At 58.6% G+C, this 16,745-nt stretch carries 17 protein-coding genes; 10 read left to right on the top strand and 7 right to left on the bottom strand.

The window, feature by feature from the left end; all coding sequences use genetic code 11:
• Positions 1-3: 3 nt before the first annotated feature.
• Positions 4-762 carry a Fe-S cluster assembly ATPase SufC gene (sufC, locus tag HMPREF2884_RS06525; RefSeq protein ID WP_005509109.1) on the top strand — a complete coding sequence of 253 codons (759 nt, stop codon included), beginning with the start codon at positions 4-6 and terminating at the stop codon, positions 760-762.
• 39 nt (positions 763-801) lie between these two features.
• The gene (locus HMPREF2884_RS06530; protein ID WP_005506103.1) at positions 802-1,131 is read left to right on the top strand and encodes a metal-sulfur cluster assembly factor; all 330 of its coding nucleotides are present in this window, start codon (positions 802-804) and stop codon (positions 1,129-1,131) included.
• A gap of 96 nt (positions 1,132-1,227) precedes the next feature.
• On the opposite strand, the gene HMPREF2884_RS06535 is transcribed toward HMPREF2884_RS06530, so the two are convergent.
• A complete protein-coding gene (locus HMPREF2884_RS06535; protein ID WP_070616335.1) occupies positions 1,228-1,728 on the bottom strand; it encodes an HD domain-containing protein in 501 nt (166 codons plus the stop codon).
• A 549-nt stretch (positions 1,729-2,277) separates the two neighbouring features.
• Between HMPREF2884_RS06535 and HMPREF2884_RS06540 the strand changes: the two genes are divergently transcribed.
• Positions 2,278-3,132 (top strand): DUF4253 domain-containing protein, encoded by an 855-nt coding sequence (locus tag HMPREF2884_RS06540; protein WP_070616336.1) that lies wholly within the window; start codon positions 2,278-2,280, stop codon positions 3,130-3,132.
• Between the two features lie 79 nt (positions 3,133-3,211).
• On the opposite strand, the gene HMPREF2884_RS06545 is transcribed toward HMPREF2884_RS06540, so the two are convergent.
• The 3 genes from HMPREF2884_RS06545 to HMPREF2884_RS06555 are packed head-to-tail and all read right to left on the bottom strand — an operon-like array spanning position 3,212 to position 5,437.
• The gene (locus HMPREF2884_RS06545) at positions 3,212-3,886 is read right to left on the bottom strand and encodes an energy-coupling factor transporter transmembrane component T family protein (protein WP_070616337.1); all 675 of its coding nucleotides are present in this window, start codon (positions 3,884-3,886) and stop codon (positions 3,212-3,214) included.
• Positions 3,876-4,763 (bottom strand): energy-coupling factor ABC transporter ATP-binding protein, encoded by an 888-nt coding sequence (locus HMPREF2884_RS06550; RefSeq protein ID WP_070616338.1) that lies wholly within the window; start codon positions 4,761-4,763, stop codon positions 3,876-3,878. The genes HMPREF2884_RS06545 and HMPREF2884_RS06550 overlap by 11 nt, the downstream gene beginning before the upstream one ends.
• A 32-nt stretch (positions 4,764-4,795) precedes the next feature.
• Positions 4,796-5,437 (bottom strand): biotin transporter BioY, encoded by a 642-nt coding sequence (locus HMPREF2884_RS06555; RefSeq protein WP_070593270.1) that lies wholly within the window; start codon positions 5,435-5,437, stop codon positions 4,796-4,798.
• Between the two features lie 292 nt (positions 5,438-5,729).
• Between HMPREF2884_RS06555 and HMPREF2884_RS06560 the strand changes: the two genes are divergently transcribed.
• Positions 5,730-7,328 (top strand): ABC-F family ATP-binding cassette domain-containing protein, encoded by a 1,599-nt coding sequence (locus HMPREF2884_RS06560; protein WP_070616339.1) that lies wholly within the window; start codon positions 5,730-5,732, stop codon positions 7,326-7,328.
• Between the two features lie 798 nt (positions 7,329-8,126).
• On the opposite strand, the gene HMPREF2884_RS06565 is transcribed toward HMPREF2884_RS06560, so the two are convergent.
• Together HMPREF2884_RS06565 and HMPREF2884_RS06570 are read right to left on the bottom strand one after the other, a co-directional pair.
• Positions 8,127-8,855 (bottom strand): metal-dependent hydrolase, encoded by a 729-nt coding sequence (locus HMPREF2884_RS06565; protein ID WP_049354628.1) that lies wholly within the window; start codon positions 8,853-8,855, stop codon positions 8,127-8,129.
• A 126-nt stretch (positions 8,856-8,981) separates the two neighbouring features.
• The gene (locus tag HMPREF2884_RS06570) at positions 8,982-9,209 is read right to left on the bottom strand and encodes an acetone carboxylase (protein WP_070616340.1); all 228 of its coding nucleotides are present in this window, start codon (positions 9,207-9,209) and stop codon (positions 8,982-8,984) included.
• A 286-nt stretch (positions 9,210-9,495) separates the two neighbouring features.
• Between HMPREF2884_RS06570 and HMPREF2884_RS06575 the strand changes: the two genes are divergently transcribed.
• The 6 genes from HMPREF2884_RS06575 to HMPREF2884_RS06600 all read left to right on the top strand — a co-directional run bounded on the left by HMPREF2884_RS06575 (position 9,496) and on the right by HMPREF2884_RS06600 (position 14,924).
• Positions 9,496-10,212 carry a beta-ketoacyl-ACP reductase gene (locus HMPREF2884_RS06575; protein ID WP_005509097.1) on the top strand — a complete coding sequence of 239 codons (717 nt, stop codon included), beginning with the start codon at positions 9,496-9,498 and terminating at the stop codon, positions 10,210-10,212.
• Positions 10,213-10,285: 73 nt separating this feature from the next.
• Positions 10,286-11,029: an SDR family oxidoreductase gene (locus HMPREF2884_RS06580; RefSeq protein ID WP_005506073.1), complete on the top strand. Its 744-nt coding sequence runs from the start codon at positions 10,286-10,288 to the stop codon at positions 11,027-11,029.
• A gap of 227 nt (positions 11,030-11,256) precedes the next feature.
• Positions 11,257-12,045 (top strand): ABC transporter ATP-binding protein, encoded by a 789-nt coding sequence (locus HMPREF2884_RS06585; protein ID WP_049341254.1) that lies wholly within the window; start codon positions 11,257-11,259, stop codon positions 12,043-12,045.
• Positions 12,042-12,920, top strand: a complete 879-nt coding sequence (locus HMPREF2884_RS06590) for a TrmH family RNA methyltransferase (protein WP_070616341.1) — start codon at positions 12,042-12,044, stop codon at positions 12,918-12,920. The genes HMPREF2884_RS06585 and HMPREF2884_RS06590 overlap by 4 nt, the downstream gene beginning before the upstream one ends.
• A gap of 251 nt (positions 12,921-13,171) precedes the next feature.
• Complete coding sequence (locus tag HMPREF2884_RS06595; protein ID WP_005506069.1) at positions 13,172-13,426, top strand: type B 50S ribosomal protein L31; 255 nt, start codon at positions 13,172-13,174, stop codon at positions 13,424-13,426.
• A gap of 325 nt (positions 13,427-13,751) precedes the next feature.
• Positions 13,752-14,924, top strand: a complete 1,173-nt coding sequence (locus tag HMPREF2884_RS06600) for an LCP family protein (protein ID WP_049356971.1) — start codon at positions 13,752-13,754, stop codon at positions 14,922-14,924.
• Positions 14,925-15,124: 200 nt separating this feature from the next.
• On the opposite strand, the gene HMPREF2884_RS06605 is transcribed toward HMPREF2884_RS06600, so the two are convergent.
• Positions 15,125-16,381, bottom strand: coding sequence for an HIRAN domain-containing protein (locus HMPREF2884_RS06605; protein ID WP_049356969.1), 1,257 nt, complete (start codon positions 16,379-16,381; stop codon positions 15,125-15,127).
• Between the last annotated feature and the right edge of the window lie 364 nt (positions 16,382-16,745).

Here is a 16,745-nt window from a genome sequence, read left to right on the forward strand (position 1 = left end):
TCAATGTCTACTCTTGAAATCAAGGACCTTCACGTCTCGGTTATCCTCGACGACGAAACCACCAAGCCCATCCTGAAGGGCGTTAACCTGACCATCAACTCGGGCGAGATTCACGCAATCATGGGCCCGAACGGTTCCGGTAAGTCCACTCTGGCTTCCACCATTGCTGGCCACCCCAAGTACCAGGTTGACTCCGGTCAGATCCTGCTCGACGGTGAGGACATCACCGAGATGAGCGTGGACGAGCGTGCACGCGCAGGCCTGTTCCTGGCTATGCAGTACCCGGTTGAGATCCCCGGTGTGACCATGTCCAACTTCCTGCGCTCCGCAAAGACCGCTGTGGACGGCAAGGCTCCCTCCCTGCGTACCTGGACCAAGGACGTTAAGGAAGCCATGAAGAACCTGGAGATTGACCCCGACTTCATCGCACGTAACGTGAACGAGGGCTTCTCCGGCGGTGAGAAGAAGCGCCACGAGATCCTTCAGCTGGAGCTGCTCAAGCCCAAGTTCGGCATCCTGGATGAGACCGACTCCGGTCTGGACGTTGACGCACTGAAGATCGTGTCTGAGGGCGTGAACCGTGCGCACGAGGCTAACGACATGGGCGTCATGCTGATTACCCACTACACCCGCATCCTGCGCTACATCAAGCCGCAGTTCGTGCACGTGTTCGTGGACGGCAAGATGGTTGACCAGGGCGGCCCCGAGCTGGCTGACCGCCTGGAAGAAGAGGGCTACGTTTCTTACGTGGGTAAGAAGTAAGCTTCTTCCCTGACCGGATTCTGACAGAAAGATAGGACTATGACTGAGACTGTGCAGGGTCGTGTTCCTCAGGAAGAGATTGAGGAAGCCCTCAAGGAGGTCATTGACCCGGAGCTCGGCGTCAATATTGTTGACCTCGGTCTGCTCTACGGTCTGCGCTGGGATGAGGATGGAACCCTCATTCTGGACCTGACTCTGACCACCGCAGCCTGCCCGCTGCAGGAGGTTATTGAGGAGCAGGTTCAGAGCAACCTGGATAACCTGGTTGATTCTTGGCGTGTGAACTGGGTTTGGATGCCGCCGTGGGGCCCGGAGCGTATTACTGAGGACGGCCGCGATATGATGCGCGCGCTGGGCTTCAACATCTAAGCTCCTGACTCGCAGATAAGGTACCCGCCCGGTGCGGAAGGTGTAAGCCTTCGGCACCGGGCGGGTATTTTTGTGTCTTCTGGGTTTTGCGTCTACCTAGTCGTTCAGGTGCAGCAGCTTCAGCGAGTATTCGTACTTGATCATCAGGGTCGAGCGGGTCGGCTCCGGCAGCAGAGCCAGACGGCGCGGGTCAGTATTATCCGCGACATCGGCAAGCTTCACCAGGCGAGCCAAATCATTCACACGCACCCTACCCAGGTACGCCTCGTAGGATTCGCCGGGGCGGCGGGTCAAGGCATCAATCGCATCCACAATACGCGCCGAGAAGTAACGGGCCAGATATGCGAGGGAAACGCCGGTATCCTCCACCGTGTCGTGCAGCAACGCCACAATCTGAGCCTCAGTCTTCAGTTCCTCCAAAGACGAATCGGGATGAGTGGCGGCAGCCATTTCAGACACAAGCTTACGTGCCCCAAGAGCCACACGGCGAGGGTGGGAGATGTAGGGCCAGCCGTTACGATCAGTCTGCCCCTCATGCGCCTTGTCAGCGATGCTGTCTGCCAGGCGAACCATCTCTTTGTAGTAGTTATTCGACATGAGAACCTCCGTTGGTTTAGACTCCTGCGAGTTGACGGCACCCGCGACCGTGCCGGTACGTTGCGCTAAGCCGATACGGAACGGTAGCTGGTACCAACACTCTACGCCAGCTGTGGGGCGGCGGTGGCGGAACTCGCCCAAAACACCCTTAATACGTCAAATATGACGCGTAGAAGAAGAACACAGGGCGTTTTTCCTTCTGAACTTGTGGGTTTGGTGCCCTTTCTGCCGTGTATCTGCGGTTGGTAACAGGCATTCAGGAGGCGCCCGCCACCTCCACGAAAGTGTCCTCCGAACCCTTTTGCACCGCCCGGTGTAACTCGCCCAAAATCTCATATGGTGGCAAAAAATTTCTGTCTTTTTCTGGCGAAAATCGGTGCGCAAACCGCCCAACACAAAGGCAGTTTAAGCGTGTTTAGCACACACCGATACACACTCATCAAACGAAAAAAATGCTCGCCCTCCGTGCCCTGCTAAAACCTTCAAAAACCCGTATTTTTGCGCGAAAATACGCGATAAACTGGGGGCAACCAAACATCGGAGAACACCATGGCAGAGCTCTACGAGCGCTTCGTCGCTTTGTATCCCTACCCACACGAGCGAATCCGCCACGGCGCCCCACGAGCCGAACTTAACCGGCGATACCTCGAACACCTCTACGAGGGCAAGAACCGGGGAACAACCCCCATCGTGGTTGCCCTCGACCCGACCCTGCTCGGAACCATTGAGAATAATGTCTCCCTACGTACCTCAACCCCAGTGCAGGACATCACCGCCGACACCGTCAAGCGGTACGCACACGACCTCATCACCGACCAACATCGTTACCTGGATCAAGTCGGTGTAGAAGTTGCCGCGCACGAGGCGTTCCGGCACCTGAACGAGAGCACCTACCTGCAGACCTACCGCCGCCTCATGGAAAACGGCGAACTCGGCGAAGACGATATTGGTACGCCCCTGAAAGCGGAGTACCCCTTCGAACTGACCGCCGGCATCATCAATGAGAAGGTCAAAACCACCGACATTGACAGTGCCGCGGAACTGCTGATTATGGACCTGCCGCTGCGGGACGTATCCGGGGTATTTGCCTACCTGCCCTTTGGCGGGTGGGATTCCAGCCCCAGCCCCGAGGCGATGCTGTCCATTGCCCGCTACTGGTTTGAACGCGATGACGCCTACCCGGCTGTTATCGCCTCAGACTTTATCGAGTTCTACACGCCGGTGCCGGTCACAACCCGCCGCGACGCCGAAATCCTAGCGGTTGAGCACACGATGGTTTCCTCGGCGATGCCGGTGCGTGTCTACCGCGGCTTCGACAAGCTCGTGGAGGCGCTCTACGGTCAGCACGACTGGTACCTGTGGTGGGAGCAGCTCCCGGCGGCGCTCCTCATTGAAACACCCTAAACCAGCCTAGCTAGGCGAGTTAAAGCGAAGGGGCGTGATGAACCTACACGGTTCACCCCGCCCCTCTCGCGTATCTGCGTTATTTCAGCTCGTCCACGTGTCGCGCGCGCAAAGCACGAGCGGTCGCCGTCGCGTAATCAACCGCCTGCACCACCCACGGAATCAGCAGCCGCCAATACATGCGCTTGGGCAGGTTACGCGCCACCGCCGCCCTGCGCAACGCACCCCAACGGTCCATGAGCGCCGGAATCGACCGGACCATTAACGCAATCAGCAGACCCAGACGCTCGGGGGAAAGACCCACGAAACGCAACGGCGAACACAGCCTCACAAAGCCATCAATCAGAACCGGCAGGGGAGTGCTCACCAGCAGAGTACGGGACGCGTAGAAAGCCGTCAGCATAGTCGCGATAGCATCCGCGCCGGAGGCGTACTGACCCGTCAACACGTAATAGCCGACCATAATCAGTAGCAGCAGAGACAGCGTGCGAACCACCAGCCACAGCTGGGAGGCCGGCACACCAGCCCACAACGCGCAGAACGTGGACGCCACCAAAGCCACCAGCGCCACCTGCCAACCGGTCACCGCCAACAGCAGAAACAGCCCAAAGAAGAGCGTGCTCTTGAACCACAGCGGCGCCCGATGCACCGGCGTGTTCAACGGCTGGTAGAAACCCACCAGCAGAGTACCGGGGTTGAAATCCGAGCCCTGAGAGGCGGGGCGAGGATTCACGCGCGGCGTGTTAGCGCCCATGCGCGCCTCCTGCCGAATCCAGACCTTCGGTAGCGCCTTCGTTGGGGAACCCTTCGGCACACCAGGTGCGGTACTGCTGTACCAGCTGCACCGCATCCCCCTGAGCGAGCAAACGGCCATCATGAATAATCACGGCTTCATCGCAGGACGCCGCCAAATCCAGGTCATGCGTGCTGAGCACCAGCATCTGATCCAGCGACTCCAAATGCTTCAGTAGCCGCGCGCGATTGCGCAAATCCAGCAGGGTGGTCGGCTCATCGAGCAGAAGAATCTGCGGGCGCGCCGCCAGCACGCTGGTGAGAGCGACCAGCTGCTTTTCGCCTCCTGAGAGGGTGAAAACGCTCTGGTTTTCAAGGTGTTCGAGGCCGCGCTCGCGGAGTAGTTCACGAATCCGTTCGAGGCGCTGCTCACCGCTGAGGGCACTACCTTCAACGGCGGCGGCACGGCGCAGGCTCAGGTCAATATCTTCGGCAACGGTGGGCATAATCAGCTGCGCCTCCGGTTGGGCGAAGAGCATGCCCACACCCTCAAAAGCGCCCTGGGAATGACCGCGAGCGCCCGTCGAGCCGCGGCTCGGCGCATCCAGGGTGTCGACACCGTTCACACGCACAATACCTTCATCCGGGTGGGTGAGCCCATTGAAAAGCCCCAGTAGGGTGGACTTGCCGCTACCGTTCAGACCCAGCACCGCGGTGCGCTTCGCCGTGAACCGCAGGCTCACATCCTTGAGGATACGGCGATGCCCGCCTTCGGGCAGCTCGGTGAAAACACTCACCGATTCAAGCTCAAGGGCGGGCATGCTGGTAGAGGCGCTCACCGCCTGCTCGCCTTGCACCTGCTGCGGTGCAGGCTGGCGCGTGGAGCGGCGAAAAAACATAGCTATCCTCTCGTGTGGCACATCGTGTGCCTTTAACGCTGGGTAGAAGCCAGGGACGGGAAGGCGCGGCGTACCGACAAACCAACCAGAACCGCGATCGTGGACTTTACCAGATCCCAGGGAACGAATACCATTGCCGCGCTGAATGCGGCGTCAAAAGTCATGTGGGCGTTCACCATCATACCGGCGATACCGCAGGCGGTCAGAACCACAAAACCGCAGAAGTTCGCGACCAGAGCCATGAGGAAGGTTGCACCAACCGAACGGGTGTTGCGGGTGAACAGGTAGGCGAGGGTACCGGCAATAGCGGCGAAGGGCAGGAAGCCGAGCAGGTAGCCGGCACTCGGGGAGGCGAGCGTACCCAAGCCGGCGCCGCCCTTAGCGAAGATGGGCAGGCCAGCGAAACCAACCAGCAGGTACAGCGCCACGGAGGCGGTGGCACGCTTGCCGCCGAGCACCTGAGCGGTGATGTAAATGCCGAGGGTCTGGAAGGTGAAGGGAACCGCAACGCCGCCCAAGCTGACGGCGGGCATGATGGCGAGCGCGGCGATGAAGCCCGCGAACACTGCGATGAGGGAGAGGTCGGTGGCGAGGGAGGTCTTTGCCGCTACGTTACGGCGCGGTGCCTGAGTTGCCTGGGGTGCCTGAGCTGATTCGCGCACGGAATCGGTCATTGGGGTGGTACTCCTTTGATACGTATTGCTCTGCAGATTTTTCTACAGAGTTGAGGGTAGCGGTGGTTGACTGCTTGTCACAACCCAATTTTTGAACAATGTTCTACGAATAGTGTTCGGTATGTATCGTACACCGCACACTACAAAAACAAAAGGTGCCCCACATGCGCACTCGGCACACCTGCACTAAAATTGATGAGGTGCTCCAAGCGCTCGCCGCTTCTAACCCGGCGAATCCCGCCTACCGAGCACTATCAACCCACACACCAGACCGCCATCCGGAAAGGCACCCATGATTGCTGTACAGAACCTCGAATTGCGTGCAGGCGCGCGCCTGCTCATGGAAGAGGTCACCTTCCGCATCGATAAGGGCGACAAGATTGGTCTGGTGGGCCGCAACGGTGCCGGCAAGACCACTATGACTAAGGTGCTTGCCGGTCTGACCCTGCCCGCTGACGGTACGGTGACCCGCAGCGGCACTATCGGCTACCTTCCGCAGGACCCGAAGGTGGATGACATGAGCCAGCTGGCGCGTGACCGCATCCTCTCGGCGCGTGGCCTGGACGGTGTGGCGCGCAAGATGCGTCAGGCGCAGAACGATATGGCTAGTGAGGACCCGGCGGTGCGCGCTAAGGGTATGCGCCGCTACGACCGTCTTGAGGCTGAGTTTATTGCCGGTGGCGGCTACGCGGCTGAGTCGGAGGCGGCGGTCATCACCTCCAACCTGGACTTGCCGGAGCGTGTGCTCGCCCAGCCGCTGTCTACTCTGTCGGGTGGTCAGCGTCGCCGCGTGGAGCTGGCGCGTATTCTCTTCTCCAATGCGGACACCATGCTGCTGGATGAGCCGACCAACCACCTGGACGCCGACTCGATTCTGTGGCTGCGTGACTTCTTGAAGAACTTCTCGGGCGGCCTGATGGTCATTAGCCACGATGTTGACCTGATGGAGCTGGTCGTCAACCGCGTCTTCTACCTGGACGCGAACCGCTGCGTGATTGACCAGTACAACATGGGCTGGAAGAACTACCTGACTCAGCGTGAGCAGGATGAGCACCGCCGCAAGCGTGAGCGTGCGAATGCGCAGAAGAAGGCGAATGCTCTGATGGAGCAGGCGAATAAGATGCGCGCGAAGGCGACGAAGGCTGTTGCTGCTCAGCAGATGATTAAGCGTGCTGAGAAGCTTCTGCGCGGCCTGGAGGATGAGCGTCAGAGCGATAAGGTTGCAGCGATTCGCTTCCCGGATCCGGCGCCGTGCGGTAAGACTCCGCTGTCTGCTCAGGGCCTGTCGAAGTCTTATGGCTCCCTGGAAATTTTCACGGACGTTGACTTGGCGATTGACCGCGGTTCGCGCGTGGTGGTGCTGGGTCTGAACGGTGCCGGTAAGACCACTCTGCTACGCATGCTGGCTGGTTCCACCGAGCCTGATACGGGTGAGGTCGTGTACGGTCACGGCGCGAAGCTGGGTTATTTTGCGCAGGAACACGAAATTCTTGATGGTGACCGCACTGTCTTTGAGAACATGAAGTCTGCTGCGCCGGATCTGGATGACACCCGCGTGCGTACGATTTTGGGTTCGTTTCTGTTCTCCGGTGATGACGTGGATAAGCCTGCCGGTGTGCTTTCCGGTGGTGAGAAGACCCGTTTGTCGCTGGCGACCCTGGTGGCGTCGAGTGCGAACGTGCTGCTGCTTGATGAGCCGACCAACAACCTGGACCCCGCCTCGCGTGAGGAGATTCTGAACGCGTTGAAGGCGTACCAGGGTGCCATTGTGATGGTTTCTCACGATGAGGGTGCCGTGGAGGCGCTGGATCCTGAGCGTGTGCTGCTTCTGCCGGATGCGGTGGAGGACCTGTGGTCGAAGGAATACCAGGACCTGATTTCGCTGGCGTAAGCAATATTCGCTGAACATCAAAGCCGACATAAAAGTACGGGGGAGGCCCCGGTGCCGTGTGGCGCCGGGGCCTCTTTGCATGTATTGCGCATTGTTTTATTGTTTGTGGCGTATTGTCCAGGGCGTATTTTTTGTGTTCTGAAAATGTGTTGCGGAGATATTGTCGGTATTTTTCTCGTGAATAGTGCGGAAAAATGTGACCTGACCCGTGGGGTTGTATTGTTTTCTGAGCGTGTGTGCTGTTATTGCGTTCCCGTGCATGGGAACTGTGGGTTCTGACACACGAAATTTGCGGCGTATTTGACGGGAAATAATGTTGCCTTGTGGGTTTTCCCGAGGGAAAGAAAAGCTCTCAGGCGATATTTCGGGGGGTCTGTGTGGGCTTTTCGAATTTTTCATGTGTCTCTACATACATTGTGGGAAAAATGGTAGAAACACAACATGCGTGGGGCGTAGACTTATAACTGTTCCCGCCATTGCGAGGACGCAAATGCGAAACATTAGGGCTCACTACCGATGGTGAGCTAACGCGGGGGAGAAGAGATTCCCGCCCGCTCACGAAGGAGAACTACCAATGCACAACACTGAGTTCGAGAAGTACCCCACCTCCGGTGAAGAGAACGTTGAGGTTGACGTCTTCTGGCCCATCCAGGACGCTTAATCTCTCACCCCGATAGGTCGGGATAAGGATTAGAAAAGCGCCCCGCCGCTTCCATAGGGAAGTGACGGGGCGCTTTGCTGTCTAAATTCTGTTATTTGAACGCTACTGTCTGGGCGATGTCGCCTGAGTTCTGTGGGTTATGCGGCGTGAATACCCAGCCCGAACATCTGCAGAGGGTATTCGGTAAAGCCCATCATGGCCGCCGCGTACCAGGCGACGTACCCGGTCAGCGCTAGAACGAGCGCCTTCTCGCGTACGCTGCCGGCATCACCCAGAATGGGCAGCGCCATGTAGCCGCTCTTTTTCCATAAGGGGGATGCCACCAGGGGCTTAATAACAATGGGGTAGAGGGGTAGCAGCCCGCGGGTCGTTAGCAAGTCACCAATCAGGTGGATGGTCGCACCGACCGAAATAGCCCAGGGGAGTAGTGCTAGTGAATCGGTCGTGTAGGCGGCATATCCGAGAGCGACGGCGCCGATCCATCCACCCGGTGCGCCGAGCACGCGCAAGGCTAGACCGCCCGAGAACGCGGCAAGAAGTAGTGACGCCCAGGGGATTCCGTTGTAGCTCAGGTTGGCGCTGAAATAGGCAATTGCCCAGAAAGCTACCAGACCCAAAATGGAGTGCGTTCCCTTGCGGTGTCCACCGCTGACTGCCCCGACAATGCGTGCTACCCAGCGTGAAATGGGCGGGATGGAGTTGGCGATACTGCCGTTGTGGTGGTCAATATCCGGTAGCATGCCCGCACCGGCGCACGCCAGGGTAGTCACAATGAGGGTGGGGGTATCGGGAACCTGCACCACTCCCGTCTCGACGAGCACTAGCCAGCCAGCTGCGGCGCTGACGGTGTGCGAATAGCCCATCATGGGGAGGTGCCTCCTTGAGGTACGGGGTTGGGGTGCCTGAACTTTATTAGAACAAATATAGCATATATCGAAATTACTTTCGATAAGCGGGGTTATCCCTCAAGCGACATCACCTCTCAAGTGGCACTACCCCTCAAAGGGCAGAGTCTGCTTCCAGAATTCGCGCTCGCGCAGGTAGTTCTCCAGCCAACTAACGTGCTCGGAGCACGCCAACCAAATCTTGCGGCGCTCGGGGGTGTGCACCTTCGGGTTGTTCCAGAGCAGCTGAAATTCTGCCGCCTGCTGGCAGCCCTTACGGGAGCACTTGGCGTACTCAGGCTGTGCATCCTGAGAAAGTGAACCGAGCAGATCCATGTCTTCTTATCCTTACTATTGCGCCTCGACATGCGGTGTTATTCCTTGCCCGCGCGACCGGGCAGAAAAGGGGTGCGGGCTGTTCCGCTTCAGCTAGTGTACGCGCCCGATGAGGCATGTAAAAGAAGGGGAGCAGGTGTTCAGTGTTCAAGAGTGGAGTGTAGCCTGCGGCACCTTTACGCTAAAACGCGGTAAAATAGGGTTTGTCTGTCCATCCGTCCACACCCCAACCGCGTAGCCGCTGCATCGGCTCTGATCGTGAGGGGTCGACTCATCAAGGAAGCTCATGAGCGAGAACACTCCCAAGACCGTGCTGGTCACCGGCGGCAACCGAGGCATCGGCTACGAAATTGCCAAGGAATTCCAGGCAGCAGGACACAACGTCTGCATCACCTACCGTAGCGGTGAAGCCCCCGAAGAATTTTTCGCCGTCAAGGCAGATGTACGCGATGCCGACAGCATTAACGAAGCATTCAAGGAAATTGAAGCAGAGTTCGGCCCCGTGGAGGTGCTGGTCGCCAACGCAGGTATCACCCGCGACATGCTGCTGATGCGCATGAAGGAATCCGACTTCACCGACGTGGTCGACACCAACCTCACCGGTTCTTTCCGCGTGGTTCAGCGTGCCATTAAGGGCATGCTGAAGCTCAAGCGCGGCCGCATCATCCTGGTTTCCTCCGTGGTGGGTCTGTACGGTTCCCCCGGCCAAGTCAACTACTCCGCATCCAAGGCTGCACTGGTCGGTATGGCGCGCTCCATCACCCGCGAGCTGGGCGGCCGTAACATCACCGCTAACGTGGTGGCACCGGGCTTCATTAACACCGCAATGACCGAGGTTTTGCCCGAAGAGACCAAGAAGAACTACCTGGCGTCCATCCCGGCTGGTCGCTTCGCGGAGGCGGAAGAGGTCGCTCGCGTGATTCGCTGGCTCGCATCCGATGAGGCTAGCTACATTTCTGGCGCTGTCATCCCCGTTGATGGTGGCCTGGGCATGGGTCACTAACCCTACCCCGTACGGACTGCACGAAGCGCCCGAATGTGGGCGCACCCTTTCTAAACTTTAAGGACATAAAACTATGGCACAGCTGACCGGCAAGACCATTATCATTACCGGCTCCTCCCGCGGTGTTGGCGCAGACACCGCACAGATTCTCGCCGCTGAGGGCGCGAACATTGTGGTGAACTATCGCTCCAAGGCACCGCGCGCGAACAAGATCGTCAAGGCTATTGAAGAGGCTGGCGGCAAGGCAATCGCAGTGCAGGCTGACGTGACCAACAATGAGGACCTGCAGAATCTCGTCAACACCGCCGTGGAGACCTTCGGTTCCCTGGACTACCTGATCCTGAACGCGTCGGGCGGCATGGAAACCGGCATGGGCGAAGACTACGCAATGCGCCTGAACCGTGACGCACAGCTGAACCTGGCACGCCTGGCTGCAGAGAAGATGCCCGAAGGCGCACGCATCGTGTTCGTGACCAGCCACCAGGCGCACTTCATCCGCGAGGTTGAGACCATGGACGAGTACAAGCCCGTCGCAGAGTCCAAGCGCGCAGGCGAAGACGCACTGATCGCCGAGATCCCCGCACTTTCCGAGAAGGGTATCTCCCTGGTCGTCGTGTCCGCTGACATGATTGAAGGCACCGTCACCGCGACCCTGCTGAACCGCCTGCACCCCGGCGCCATTGAGCAGCGCCGCGAGACCGCCGGCAAGCTCTACACCGTCAACGAGTTCGCGCAGGAAATCGCGAAGATGGTCACCGCAGACGTTGAGACCGGCCACGTTGAGCTGGTCGGCGGCGCACGCGGCTTCATCGACTAATAACTTCAGCCGCTATAGGTGCCGTTGCGGATGCGTCAGCCCCTCTGACAAGGTACATTTGATGAGGCGCGCCGCCCCTGACGCGGCGGCACCTATAGCCCCTAAAGCTTCGTGCGAGGAGCCCAATGTGGGGTACCCGCGCACTATGCGCCAACCGCTCCGATAACCCAGCACGGGTTGCGGGGTGGGGGCGCATCCCATCCATCTAACTCACTGGAAGAAGAACCATGAGCACCGTACTCAACCTTCAGAATGTCTCCGTGATTCGCGGCGGCCGCCCCATCCTTAACAACGTTTCGTGGACTGTGAACGAAGGTGAACGCTGGGTCGTTCTGGGCCCCAACGGCGCCGGTAAGTCCACTCTGCTTTCGATTGCGGCAGCCCGCCTGCACCCGACCAGCGGCGAGGTTGAAATCCTTGACGAGACCCTCGGCGCTGTTGACGTATTCGACCTGCGCCCGCGCATTGGTCTGTCCTCCGGTGCTTCGGCTACCCAGATTCCCGCCAACGAGAAGGTTTCCGACGTTGTCGTGACCGCAGCGTACGCTGTGTCCGGCCGCTGGAAGGAAGAATACGACGTCATGGACGACGAGCGTGCCACTGAGCTGCTGGCTGAATGGGGTGTCGATACCCTCGCTGACCGCACCTTCGGCTCCCTCTCCGACGGCGAGCGCAAGCGTGCACTGATCGCCCGCGCCCTCATGACCGACCCGGAAATGCTGCTGCTGGACGAGCCCGGCGCAGGCATGGACATCTCCGGCCGTGAGGACCTGGTCGAGCGTCTGACCGCACTTGCCGCTGACCCCTACGCACCGGCTACCGTGCTCATCACCCACCACCTCGAGGAAATCCCGGCGGGCTTCACCCACGCCCTGCTGATCCGTGACGGCGGCGTGGTCGCTGCCGGCCCGATTCTGTCCACCATTACCGAGGCGAACCTCGCAGCAACCTACGACATGGATCTGGCTCTGACCGTCACCTCCGCGGGTCGTTACTCCGCGTTCAAGCGCGCATGAGCCGTGCCCCGAAGCAGCTGAGCGCCGAACAGATCGCTGAGCGTGCCGAGCGTGTCTACGCTATCGAGTCGGTCACGGCTCTGGCGCAGGCACCCGAGCAGGCTTTGCGCTACTACACGCAGCTGACCGATGTGAAGCTCCGTAGCGCCATGGAGCCGCAGTGGGGTATTTACATTGCGGAGTCCTCGAAGGTGATTCGTCGTGCGCTCGCTGCCGGTCATCAGCCCGTTTCTTTCCTGATGAGTGAGAAGTGGGCTGATGATTTGGCGGATGTTCTGCGCGCCCATCCTGACACTCCCGCGTATGTGGGTAGTGAGGAGCAGCTGGAGCAGGTGACCGGTTTTCATCTGCATCGTGGTGCGTTGGCGGCGATGGCTCGTCCGGCGCCGCAGCCTCTGGAACGGTTGCTGCAGGGTGCCTCTCGCGTGGCGATCCTGGAAGATATTGTGGACCACACGAATGTGGGAGCTATTTTCCGTTCAGCTGCCGCGCTGAACGTGGATGCTGTGCTGGTGACTCCGCGGTGCGCTGATCCGCTGTACCGCCGCTCGATTCGAGTGTCGATGGGTACTGTTTTTCAGGTGCCGTGGGCTCGCCTGGAGTCGTGGCCTGCTGACCTGCAGACCCTGCGCGAGCTGGGCTTTAAGAGCGCGGCGTTGGCTTTGGAGGAGGATTCGCTGACCCTGGAGGAGCTTTCTGCCCGCCGGGATGAGAAGCTGGCGCTGATCCTGGGCACGGAGGGGCACGGACTGTCGCCCCGTACCCTCGCGGCGTGTGACGATACGGTGATGATTCCGATGTCGCACGGTGTGGATTCTTTGAACGTTGCGGCGGCGAGCGCTGTGGCGTTCTGGGAGACCCGCCCGCGTTCATAACCTGAGTTCTCACCTGATTCTTAACCCGCGTGAGTGCCTTCTTCGGGTGCCTTGCGGTGTGTGGGTTAGTGCCTGTGAGGGAACGTACTGGGATTTAATCCGTGAAGGTGGTACCCTTAATGGGTTGTGCACGCCCTATGCGGGCACAATGGTGATGCGCTCTGAGATTTTCTCGATAGCTGCACATCGAAAAACCTACTCCATCTATATAAGGGCTACTGGCAAAATCCAGTAGCAGAAGAAGGTAATCAATGAAGGCAGAAATCCACCCGGACTACAACCTGGTTCTGTTCCGCGACCTCGCATCCGGCAAGGTCTTCCTGACCCGTTCCACCATGACCTCGGACAAGACCGAGAAGTGGGAAGACGGCAACGAGTACCCGATCGTCGAGGTTGAAATCTCGTCCGAGTCGCACCCGTTCTACACCGGTAAGCAGCGCATCATGGACTCCGCAGGTCGCGTCGAGCGCTTCAACGCACGCTTCGGCAACTTCGGCAAGAAGTAAATCTTCTTTCCCACTTTTGCTTTTTAGCGAAATCAATGCCCCGTTCTCCTTGGTTTTCAGGGAGGCGGGGCATTGCGCGTTCTATGCGGGTACCAGAATGGTTCGCCCAAACGTGAGGAAAGTTGTAATGTAAAACCTTTCGTTCACCGGTGCGTAGACCCGCTGACGGCGTTACAATGGGAAAGTATTTTGCGAGCTGTGCATTTTCTGTGCCCTCCAGCACCGCCCCATATCGGCGGGTATTCTCCGGCTCTCTGTATTCTAGAGACTTCGCTGGATGCGCTGTGCGTCTCGCGTATCACCACCTCAAACAAAGGACAACTTAATGAGCGACGCTCACTCTGAACCGTCGCAGAAGAAGAAATGGGTCAAGCGTATTCTGCTGATCCTGCTGATTCTTCTGCTGGTTATTACCCTCGGTATTGGTTTCTTTATTTGGCGTGCTGGCCACACCTGGGATAGCAAGACCGAGAAGTTCGATTCCATCACTAAGGTGGACGAAGACCTCAGCAAAATTAAGGAGCAGCTTGGCGAGGCTAAGAAGCTCAACGTGACGGAGCTGAAGGCTCCGACCGTCACCAACTCGAATACCGGCAAGAACGGCTCCGATGCTGCTGCGGCTCTTGCAGCTAACGCGAGCGATCACGATAAGGACGGCGACGGCATCTTGGATGACGGTTACAGCTACAATGTCGTGAAGGGTCCGGGTAAGAACATCCTGCTGCTCGGTAGCGATACCCGTTCCGGTTCTGAAGCAGCTCAGGTGAGCGGCTCCCGTGCAGATAGCATCATGCTTGCTCACATCCCTGCCGATGGTAAGGGCGTGTACCTGGTTTCGATTATGCGTGATACCTGGGTGAATATCCCCGGTTACGGTTCGGCAAAGATTAACGCGGCGCTGAACTATGGCGGTATTTCTCTGCAGGTGGCGACCGTTGAGAACCTGCTGGGTATCAAGATTGATCACGTGGCAGAGATCGAGTTCGAGGGCTTCAAGGCTCTGGTGAATTCTGTTAATGGCGTGGATGTCCAGGTACCTTTCGACTTCGATATCAATGCGTGGTCTTTCAAGCAGGGTATGCAGCATATGGATGGTGGTGCGGCTCTTGCGTTCGTTCGTGCTCGCTACCCGTTCGCTGACGGCGACTACCAGCGTGTTCGTAACCAGCGTGCGTTCCTGCGCGGTCTGTACAGCACGATGAAGTCTAAGGGTGCACTGGAGAATGTGGGCTCTTTCCAGTCTGCTGTTGAGTCTATTGCTGGTTATATGCGTGTTGACTCTGGCCTGGACGCGGCGCAGATTGCCCAGATTGCGGCTCCGGTGCTGACTAGCGGTGATACCACGATGCGTATGACCACCCTGCCGAACGCAGGCCCGGGTTGGTCCTACGACGGTCAGTCGATTGTTATCGTGAACCAGGCTGCGAATGCTAACCTGTCCTATGCTTTGCAGCATGACAGCATGGATCAGTTCATGGCGACTTACGGCCAGGACTAAGATCTGACTCCTTGCGGGGGTGAAAGCTGATGAGGCTTTCGCCCCCGCTGGTTTTTAACTGTTCCCGAAAAGCTGTCGGAATGTAGATACCTGGAAGTACCTCGTTGGCGCTTAGAGAGCTGCTGGGGCGCACAAAAGGGCGGCTACCTCACCGTGATGGTGGGGTAGCCGCCCCATTCGTACCGTGCTCTTAGAGGGAGTTAGGCTTTCGAATCGGCTTCTTCTGCTTCCTCGGCAGATTCTTCCTCTTCGTACTCATCGTATTCGTCGTAGTCTTCGTAGTAGGGCTGGCGGCCAAAATAGAATGCTACAGCCGCGATAGCGCCACCCAGGATTGCGATGAGGATGCCAAGCATCGGGGTCCACAGCATTGAAATTAGGCCGGCGACCAGAACGGCGAGGCCTGCACCCTTGATCAGGTTCAGCAGACGGTCACGTTCGTTCGGCTCGTAGTATTCCTCTTCCTCAATGCTGTATTCGATGACAGGCTTCTCCGCGGCGGGTTCGCTACGGGTCGGCTCGGCGGGTGCCGAAGAACCACCGGTCAGGGAGCTCATGAAACCGCGACGCTTCTTCGGAGCCTGCTGAGCGGAGGACTCCAGGTAGTGGCGCTCACCTTCGGTGGGCACGAATGCGGCGGGCACATCGTACTCTTCACCCACCGGCAGCAGAGCCGGAACGTTGTTGGGCAGGGTCTCATACCATTCCTGCGGAATATCGGCGGGGCGTGCAGCCTGAACGGTCAGGGACAGCTCAAGGGTGTTGCCGCGAATCGTACCCCACGCGCTGGTGAGGCGGTCGTTCTCGAATGCGTAACGAATCACGGGGGCGAGCTGCTCAGACATCTGGGTGCTCAGGCGGCCCACGAGCTTGCGGTCGTGGCGTACCTCCACGCTGTCGACCACGCGGCCGTCGGAGGTCTTCAGCTGGTTAGCTTCCAGGGTCAGAATGACGCGACCCTCACCGCTGGGCGGCAGGATGCTGTGCAGGTATTCGGAGTGTTCCTTCTCATCAAGCACCTTCATCGACGGGCCCTGGGGTAGCAGGGTCGCGCGAGTCGGTGCGTCGTTGAGGGGGAAGAGCGAGCTAGGAGCGGACAGCGAGAGCACACCGGTGCTCTTCACTCGCATATTACCGCTCTCGGTGCGAACCGCCACGGCGGAAAGCTGCAGGTGCGCAATGGGCTCGTAACCGGAGGCGACCACGCGGGCAATGGCATCCCAGTACGCGGCGGAGTCCTCCACACTCATGCGGCCTACCTTGAATTCGTCAATGTAGACGGCAATGCTATTGGGCTCGTAGGGGTTATCCGGTTCGGGAACGAGGCGCGCTTCACCGTACCAGATACGTTCACGGTCGATGTGCAGTTCCTCAAAGATTTGGAGGGTTTCTGCTTCGTAGTAATCATCGGTGACAATGTCAACGCTACCGCGGTCACCGAGTGCGTAATCGACCACTGAAAACTCCTTCTGATGTGTCTAAGCGAGCGGATACCTAGTCTATTCTCTCATGCTTTCAGTGTGGACAGCTCACAAAAACGGGTGACATTTATCTGTCTTTTAGCACCGGGTGCATATAGTTTTGTGCCCTGGTGAAACTGCCCCGGTAATAAGTGCCCTTGTCAGTATGTGAACCACTGTATGAGGGAAATATTTAGACGGCATACCGCCGCTATGAATTCTATAGATAAGCCAGAAAAAGACCACCGCCCGGCGCGTCCCGGTACGTTACCGGAGGCGTGCCGAACGGCAGTCTCTCAAAGAGGCTAGAGAATCTAGCGGGGGAGAGCGGAACCTAGTCTAGATACCGGCTCACACCCCG

Source organism: Rothia sp. HMSC073B08 (genome assembly GCF_001812975.1).
GTDB classification, from domain to species: Bacteria; Actinomycetota; Actinomycetes; order Actinomycetales; family Micrococcaceae; genus Rothia; species Rothia mucilaginosa.